The sequence below is a fragment of the Methylobacterium sp. Leaf125 genome (assembly GCF_001423085.1).
Taxonomy (GTDB): domain Bacteria; phylum Pseudomonadota; class Alphaproteobacteria; order Rhizobiales; family Beijerinckiaceae; genus Methylobacterium.
In genome coordinates, this window is the sequence record NZ_LMNU01000005.1 from 115,339 (window position 1) to 123,895 (window position 8,557).

At 60.7% G+C, this 8,557-nt stretch carries 4 protein-coding genes and 1 pseudogene; 3 read left to right on the top strand and 2 right to left on the bottom strand.

Annotated features, from left to right (window positions below; genetic code table 11):
• On the top strand, positions 1 to 550 hold a 550-nt coding region (locus ASF58_RS08635; RefSeq protein ID WP_055950405.1), incomplete at its 5' end, for an IS5/IS1182 family transposase.
• Positions 551 to 613: 63 nt separating this feature from the next.
• Here ASF58_RS08635 and ASF58_RS08640 read toward each other — a convergent pair.
• The gene (locus ASF58_RS08640) at positions 614 to 1,633 is read right to left on the bottom strand and encodes a helix-turn-helix domain-containing protein (RefSeq protein ID WP_055950409.1); all 1,020 of its coding nucleotides are present in this window, start codon (positions 1,631 to 1,633) and stop codon (positions 614 to 616) included.
• 326 nt (positions 1,634 to 1,959) lie between these two features.
• Positions 1,960 to 7,143 (bottom strand): type VI secretion system tube protein Hcp, encoded by a 5,184-nt coding sequence (locus ASF58_RS08645; protein ID WP_082512935.1) that lies wholly within the window; start codon positions 7,141 to 7,143, stop codon positions 1,960 to 1,962.
• Between the two features lie 442 nt (positions 7,144 to 7,585).
• Here ASF58_RS08645 and ASF58_RS25685 point away from each other — a divergent pair, with 442 nt between their 5' ends.
• Both ASF58_RS25685 and ASF58_RS08650 read left to right on the top strand, forming a co-directional pair.
• Entirely contained in the window at positions 7,586 to 7,807 is a 222-nt protein-coding gene (locus ASF58_RS25685; RefSeq protein WP_156375597.1) for a hypothetical protein, read from the top strand.
• Positions 7,753 to 8,181 (top strand): annotated as a pseudogene (locus ASF58_RS08650) (IS110 family transposase); the annotation flags it as partial. The gene ASF58_RS25685 and the pseudogene ASF58_RS08650, both read left to right, overlap by 55 nt.
• Positions 8,182 to 8,557 lie beyond the last annotated feature (376 nt).

The window sequence follows — 8,557 nt, forward strand, 5'->3', positions numbered from 1 at the left end:
GCTGTTCGGCCGGATCAACCACACGCTCGTCATGGCCGATCGCGAGCGGGCTGGTCGGCATGCCTCACCCACCGCCGCGGTACTCGATAGCCAGAGCGTGAAGACCACYGAGAGCGGTGGYCCGCGGGGCTACGACGCCGGAAAGAAGATCAAAGGCCGCAAGCGTCAGGCCCTGGTCGACACGGACGGRCGCGCGCTCGTGCTCGATCCGCAGGCTGCCGACGTACAGGATCGCGATGGGGCCGGACCGGTGCTGCGCCTGTCGCGGYGGACCTTCCCATTCATCGCCAAGGCCTTYGCCGATGCATGCTATGCGGGCGACAGGCCCGCGACTGCAACGATTATCACCGTCCACATCGTGCGCAAACCCAAGGATCAAGTCGGCTTTGCCGTGCACCCGCGYAGATGGGTGGTCGAACGCTTCTTTGGCTGGATCAGTCGCAACCGCCGCCTTTGGAAAGACCCKGAGGCGACCCTCGCCTCGGCCCAAGCCTTCCTCTACGCCGCTGCCGTCATGATCCTCGTTCGACGGCTRGGACGCGCCTCATGACTTATCGGACGGACTCTTAGTTTCTGCTTGCCTTCCCGTCGAGAGCACTTGCCGATGGGGGCCTTAGGTTTCGCGCAGCCACTTCCAAACGTGCTGCACTGTCCCCTGACCACCGATCCGCTGGGCCACCTGACGCTGGTTACGCCAGGCCTGGGGTGGAACGCCGTAGCAGTTACGGAAGCTTCGGCTGAGCAGCGAGATGCTGCTGAATCCGAAAACTTCGGCCAAGCGGCCGATGGTGCGTCGCTCCATCGGGTCTGCCAGAGCGTCGCGAACTGCCTTCAAGCGCTCACCTCGCACGAAGTGCATCACGCCCCCCACTGGCTCGAACAACCGGTAGAGCGTTGACCGCGACACCAGCATCTGCCCAGCGATAAATTCCGGCGACAGATCGGGGCGCGACAGGTTCGCTTGCACGACTATCCTGGCCAACGCCATCAGGCCACCGTCGAGTTCGCGTCCGTCCAGGACGTCCGTGGCCTGCGAGCCATCGAGCAGGCGGTGCAGGAAAGCAACGAAATCATCTGCGAGAGCGGGGACCTCTTCCGCGCATGTGGTCGGCAGGCGGCGGTAGATGTCTGAGATACGCACGGCCAGAAGTCGGTTGCGGGCCGCATCGAAACGCATGCTGTGCCCCTCGAGCGACAGTCCGTGGAGGCGGGTGCAGGGTACGGCGATACCGATCACATCGGCGCGGTCGAGCATGCCATCAAGTAGATGACGGCGGCCGATCAGGGTCACGGTGCCAGGGGAGGCCGAGAGTGGTTTGTTGGCGATCGTGCCCTGGAAGCGGCCAGATCGGTAGAGTTGGACCATGTAGTGGTCGGGGCCGGCATCGACGCGTCGGCGGTCCCGCTGGAGCCGCTGGGTCGAGATCAGCGAGCGCTGGGTGACAAGGTCGCCGATCTGGTACGTGATGTTGCTGCCGAAAGGCAGCGGAGCGGATGGTGTAGTCGGACTGACCGCGTACATCGGCGCCAGGAGCGTGCGCCACCGCTCGAAAGCCTCACCAGAAGGCAAGCCTGCCGTCGTTAGAGAAAAGTACGGCAGGCCTGCCACCGCCGTGATGTCGTCCGTGTCCAACGAGCCAGATCCTTCGCCATCCAACCTGATTGGCGGAAGACGCTAGGCATGCAGTCCCTGGTAGGACAAGCCAAATACTTGTGTGCGATCCGCAGGGCGCAAAAACGTGCTCGACAAAGTGGGTGGCGACTTCAGGCAACGCTTTAAGTAAGCATCTGCGGCGACACCAGTTCAGCATTAGATAGCGGAGATTGTCGATAAGACGATCGAATATCCGACATACGATCCAATAGGACGACTGTCTGTCCGGTGTGATTAGCTTGCAGAAATGAGTAGGCCTGCGGCGCATGTGCACCGCAGGCCTGTCTGCTTCGAGGGTCTATGCCTCAGGCAAACAGCAGGACGTCGTGGCCCTGACCCGTGACGAGGTCCAGGTTGGTCACGCCCAACAGCTGGAACGTCTCGCTGACGTGGTTGTGGGCCGCATCCGCTGTGATCGTGTAGAGGTCCAACCCTGCTGCAGCGTGGCTCAGCGTGGCGCCCGTGCCGAAGCCGTAGAACTCCAGGTGGTCACCCGCGGCCCCCGCGGCGGTGAAATCCATGACCTTGTCGCCGTTCGTCTCGCCCGCGCGGAACACGAAGGTGTCCGCACCGCCCCCGCCGAAGAGCACGTCCTTGCCGCCGCTGCCGTCGAGGACGTTGGCCGCATCGTTGCCGATCAGGATGTTGGACTGGAAGTTGCCCGTGCCGTTGATTGCACCGGTACCCGTAAGCGTCAGGTTCTCCAGGTTGGCCTGCAGCTTGAAGGTCACGGAGGCCAGGACCGTGTCGGTGCCCTCATTCGCGAACTCGAACACTCGCTCGGTCGAGCCGTCGACGATGTAGGTGTCGTCACCCGTTCCACCGTAAAAGGTGTCGAAGCCCGTGCCACCATCCAGCGTGTCGTTACCCGCCCCGCCGTAGAGGGTATCGTTGCCGGCGCCACCGGAGAGATGATTGTCGCCCGCGTTGCCGGTCAGCACGTTGGCCAGAGCGTTGCCGGTGCCGTCGAGGCTGGATGTGCCGGTCAGGATCAGGTTCTCGACGCCGCCGTCCAGGATGTACGAGACAGAGGCCTCGACGGTGTCGGTGCCCTGACCCGAGTACTCCACCACGATGTCACCGGCGTTATCGACGACGTAGGTATCGTCACCGGTGCCGCCAAACATCTTGTCGGCGCCGCGGCCGCCGTCGAGGTGGTCGTTGCCGGCACCACCGAAGAGCTGATTGTCGCTCGCATTGCCAATGAGGACGTTGTCGAGGTCGTTGCCGATGCCTTTGAGATCGGCCTCACCGATCAAGGTCAGATTCTCGACGTTGGCCCCGAGCTCATAGCCGACCGAGGACAGGACGGTGTCGGTACCTTCACCGGCAGCCTCAATCACCACGTCACCGTGCGCGTCGACGATGTAGGTGTCGTCGCCCGTGCCGCCGACCATGGTATCGTTACCGACGCCGCCGTTGAGCGTGTCATTGCCTCCCAGGCCGAAGAGCTGATCATCGCCATAGCCGCCACTGAGAACGTTGCTCGCCGCGTTGCCGGTGAGGATGTTGGCGAGGTTGTTTCCGGTGCCGTTGATGGCGTCGGTGCCGATGAGCGTCAGGTTCTCGACGTTGACGCTCAACGCGTGTGAGACCGAAGCGAGGACGGTATCGGTACCCTCGCTGGAGTATTCGATGACGATGTCGCCGGTATTGTCCACCACGAAAGTGTCGTTGCCGATCCCACCGTACATGCGGTCGGCACCGACACCACCATCCAGCATGTCGTTGCCGCGTGCGCCTGCCAGGATATCGATGCCGGCACCGCCGTGAAGCGTATCAGCGCCATTGTTGCCGATCAGAGTGTCATTGCCGTCCAATCCGTCCAAGGTCCAGTCAGCAACAGTCGGCGCTGTCAGGATGTCGTCGCTGAATGTTCCCAACAGCGTATTGGAAGGCGTTGGCGTGACGTCCCCCGATCCATTGTAGAAGACAAGTCCCTCGGCCTCCGTGGGGGCGTGGATCGGGCCGACGCCGTGGCCTGACTTGTTCACATCAACGAGCAGCTCCGTGTTGGTGGTGCGATCCCAGCCCTCGACACTCGTCTCTTTCAGGTGACCGTTGGGACTCAACAAGGAGTGTGTCGCCCTCTGCGTATCGTAGTCGAAGCTGTAGACATGCCGCGCCCCGTACACGTCTACGGAAGTGCGGCTCTCCTTGAGAACGGCACCACCAAACTGGTGGTCGTCGAGGCGGACATGTTCGCCATTGCCCACGTATTTGTACGTCGCGATCTCGATCTGAAACCCTTTGCCCTGCGCTAGAGCCTGATCGAAACCCGGTCCTAGTGCACCCGCGTCGAAGCTGAGCGAGAGCGGATTGAACATGACTTTCCCTGCCCCGGCGCCACCGGATTGTGAGCTCAAGTTCAGTGTCTGCTCGAACGACAGGTCGGCGCTCGCGACCTTGATCCACTTTTCACCCAGGTTCTTCAGCAGCGTTCCGTCTGCATTACGGATTTGCACGTAGACATCACGATCGCCGATGGACGCTCCATGCTCGACACCATTGCCGGAACCGAACTCCGGCGGATTTCTGATCGAGATACCTCCCGTCGATGCCGAGGTGACCTGCGTAGTGAACGCGGCCTTGGTTGGGAGAGGGTCGACATTGGTCAACGAATTATCGCTGATGTTCTTGATCCCGTTCCAGCCGAGAGAGACATCGTTGCTAAACGATCCGTCGGCATTGACTGATACCGCTTTGCTGACCAGGCCCCCATAATCGAAGTTAAGCTTATGCAGACCCGTCACCACGTCGATCACGTCTGACTTAACGGCTGCGAGCTTGAACGTGAACAGGGAAACGGCTTGCGGAGCTCCTTTGTTCGGACTGGATCCGTAGCTGACGAGCTCCACCGTTTTGAATGGCGTGCCTTTCGCCAGGAACGCATCAAGTTGCGTCGCCCCCGCACTCGAGGCGAGCGCGAAGCTTAGCGGCGAGAAGCTGATTTTGCCGGCCCCAGCGCCCGTACTTTGCGAGCCGATGCTAAGGGACTGATCCGATCCAAAATCGACGCCCGACACTTCGAACCACTGGGCAGTACCGTTGTCGCCTTTAAGGATATTGCCGTCATAGCCCGTAAAGCGAACATAAAGGTCTTTGCCCACGCCGCCAGCAATTAACGAGCCCTCGTCCGGGTTCTGAGCGGGCGCGCGGATCGGCCCAACTGCCTTACCGGACGAGGCAACCCCATCACTGACCATCGCAGTGTTTGTGGTGCGATCCCACCCTGACACGCTCGAGCCGATGATCTTGCCCGACTTGTCGTCGATCAGGGCGTGCGTGATGCGCTGGGTGCCGTAGTCGAAGGTGTAGGAGTACTCTAAGCCCTCGTCGCCCTGATGCTGGTTGATCGTCTTCAGCGCAGCCAAGCCGAACTGGTAGTCATCGACTAAAACAGCCTGATCTGAGTTGCCGAAGCGTCCGTAGGTCGCAAGTTCAAGCTGGAAGGTCGTACCCTTTGCCTGAGCCTGAAACAGGTAGGGAGCCAGAGCACCGGCACCGGCGCCGAAGTTCATGGTCAGCGGTTCGAAGGCAACTTTTCCGGCCCCCACGCCGGTAGAAGCGGAGCCGAGATTGAGGGCCTGCAAGAACGCAAGGTCTGCGTCGGTGATGTTGATCCACTTATCGCTAAATCCACCGAAATCACGACCATCTGCGTTCCGGATCTGCAAGTAGTGATGAAGATCCGAGTATACTGAGGACGATGGGACCGCACCGCCAGCGCTGAGATTGCCCGTGTTCGGATCGTAGAGGGGTGGTCCAAGCGCTACGTCTCCGCCCTTCCCGCCAACCACATGGCTGAGTGAGTCATCGGCCCTGTTGTTGGTGCTATCCCAGCCCGCCGTAGCCGTGCCATTCGGCATGCCGTCACGCCCGAACACTGTCACGCTCTCGACGTGCCCGCCGTAGGCGAGGTTGAAAGCGTGCTGCCCGGTGGAAGCGTCAATCCCATCGGACTGCACCGCCGCGAACTTGAACACATCTTGGGAGATGAGGTTCGGGACGCCAGCCTTGTCCTTACCGTACCCAACGAGTTCGACGGTACGGAACGGCGTGCCCTTCGCCAGCATGGTGTCGAGGGCGCTCGTTGCCTTGCTTGACCCGAGCGTGAACGTCAGCCCTTCGAAAGTGACCTTCCCGGCACCAGCGCCCGCCGACTGCGAACCGATGTTTAGCATCTGTCCCGCGCCGAAGCTGAAGTCCGCAACCTCAAACCACTGCGCCGCGCCATCATCCCCCTTAAGGACGGCGCCATCGTAGCCGGTAAAGCGCAGGTAGTAGTGGTCCGCATCGCTGACTGCCGTGTACGCCTTCACAACCGCTTCGGTGGCAGTCGACGGAGCTCGGACTATGCCAATTTGGGCATCCTTGCTGATCTCGACATCCTTGCTGATCTCGATGTTCCTAACGCGATCCCAACCAGTAACGATCGTACGACCGGTCGGATCGCCGGTGTTTGGATCGACGATCGAGTGCGTGATGCGCTCGCTGCCGTATCGCAGGCTATAGGTTTGGATGAGTTGGTCACCGTCATACTTCGCGGCACTCTTCTCGAATGCCGCCAAGCCGAACTGGTAGACGTCCAGCAAAGGGCCGCCTAAAACTGTAGCTGAGCGTCCGTAGGCCGCAATCTCGACTTGCAGCGCCTTTCCTTGCGCTAGGATTTGCTGAAGCACGGGGGAAAGGGCGCCAGGATCGAAGCTCAGCGAGAGTGGATCGAATGCAACCTTACCCGCTCCGGCACCTGAGGATTGCGAACTGAAATTGATCGTCTGCACGAACGAGAGATCAGCATCGTTCAGCTCAATCCACTTGTCGCCCAACCCAAGTAGCGGGCTTCCGTCCGCGTTACGGATATGCAGGAAGAGTTTGCGTTCGCCGTCGGATTGTGCGTTGACAACGCCAGCGCTGGTGGCGAGGCCAGTACTGGGATCGTAGACAGGTAAACCGAGCTTAACGCTGGTTGCGCTCCCATCAGCACCGCCCTGCGTCAGGGAGTTGTCGGCGATGTTGCGGATAGCATTCCAACCCGCGGTCGCCGTGCCGTTCTGCAGACCTTTGAAGTCGTATGTCGGAACGCTCTCGACGTGGCTACCGTAGGCGAGGGCGACTGTGTGATTGCCCGTGAGAAGATTGATGTCGTCCTGCTGCGCGGCCGCAAGTTTGAAAACGTCCTGCGAAACCAGACGTGGGGCGCCATCCGAGCCGACCTCGTAGCTCATTAGTTCAACGGTGCGGAAAGTGGTGCCTTTCGCCAGCATCGTATCGAGCGTAGAGGTGGCGTTACTAGACGCAAGCGTAAAGGTCAGAGGATCAAATGAGATCTTACCGGTCCCAGTACCTGCTGACTGTGACCCGCTACTTGGCTCGTTTTTCGAACCAAAAGTCGTATTCGATATTTCAAACCATTGTGCTTTACCGTCATCGCCCGTCAGCACATTGCCGCGACTGTCTGTGAAGCGCAGATATTGACGAACGGACATTGACGTCGCCCCCAAAATTGATTCTTGAAACGCTCATCGGCGACGAGATGATTTATGTCAAGGGAACGTACCTAGTATTCGCCCAGTTTTAATGATCGTTTGACCAAGTGAGACATCCAAGCATCGGTCTAAAAGTAGACCGTTCGGCCAGGCCCGCCACCAGGAACGCCAGAAACAACGTGACTAAGAATTTTGATATATTGATCTCAGACGTATTCGCATAGAATGCGTCATATCCTTCCTATTGTAGGATAAAGGCCAAGATATAGGCTTCAAATATGATCAGTGACTTGTCTGCTAATTAGATCATTCAGATTCCTGACGTTAATCTTCGCACACCGTGTGGCTAGCGATCCTCCATAATCGGCTGGACATGGCCATTCCGGGATCGACTGGCGAACGACGCCCAAACAGTCTGTTAGCCCCCTGGGCAGGCGTTGATATGAGCCGCTTCGTCACGGGCGAGCTGACAGCCGTGCTGGCTTACCCGCAGGGACGCGCCCACGTCGAAGTGCCGGAGATGACGCTTCATCTACGTGCGGTCGAGCCAATCGCGCTGGCACCGCACGAGCTTGCAACGAACGCGATCACGTTCGGTGCCCTGAGGCCGAGGCGGAGATCGTCGCCTGGTGCCGGAACGACGCTGCCAGCCGCCGCCTCGTGACGATTCCCGGCATCGGTCCGATCACCGCGAGCGCGATCTCGGCGGCCGTGCCCGATCCGAGCCTGTTCCGCTCCGGTCGACAGTTCGCGGCCTGGCTCGGGCTCACGCCGCGGCCGCACAGCAGCGGCGGCAAGGAGCGGCTCGGCCGAATCAGCAAGCAGGGCGACGGAGCTATCCGCCGCCTGCTGGTCATCGGTGCGACATCGGTGATCCGGGTCGCGCGTCAGGATACGCCAGGCCGGGTGTGGGCAAGGGAGCTTCTCGACCGCAAGCCCGCCCGGGTCGTGTCCGTGGCGTTGGCCAACTAGACCGCGCGGATCGCCTGGGCGGTGCTGGCGCGTAGCGAAGTGTACAGGACGGCACCCGCCGCCTGACGTGATCCCGGCCGCCGGTCGTCAGACGCCGGCGCCCGGGTGTGCAAGGTGCTGAGATGTGATGACGAACCGGTCGAACCGGGATCGAGGCGAGCCCGCCAAGTCCAAGCGCCTTCGAGCGCGCGTGTCTGATTGGGACCTCGATCGCGGACTTCATCAAGGCCAGCGGCCATGCGTGCCGCACAAACAGGCCGGACACATGGCTGCAACCCGACCGCGCAGTATCACTTTCCACTTGCACCGCAGGGGCCGTCCACACATGGACCTATGACGAATGACCCTGACCCAGCAAACTGGTCCGCGCTGAGCGCAAGTTTTTCGGGCATCCTGAACCCTGAAGGAGGGTGGATGCCATGCCTCGCAAACGCTTCACGAA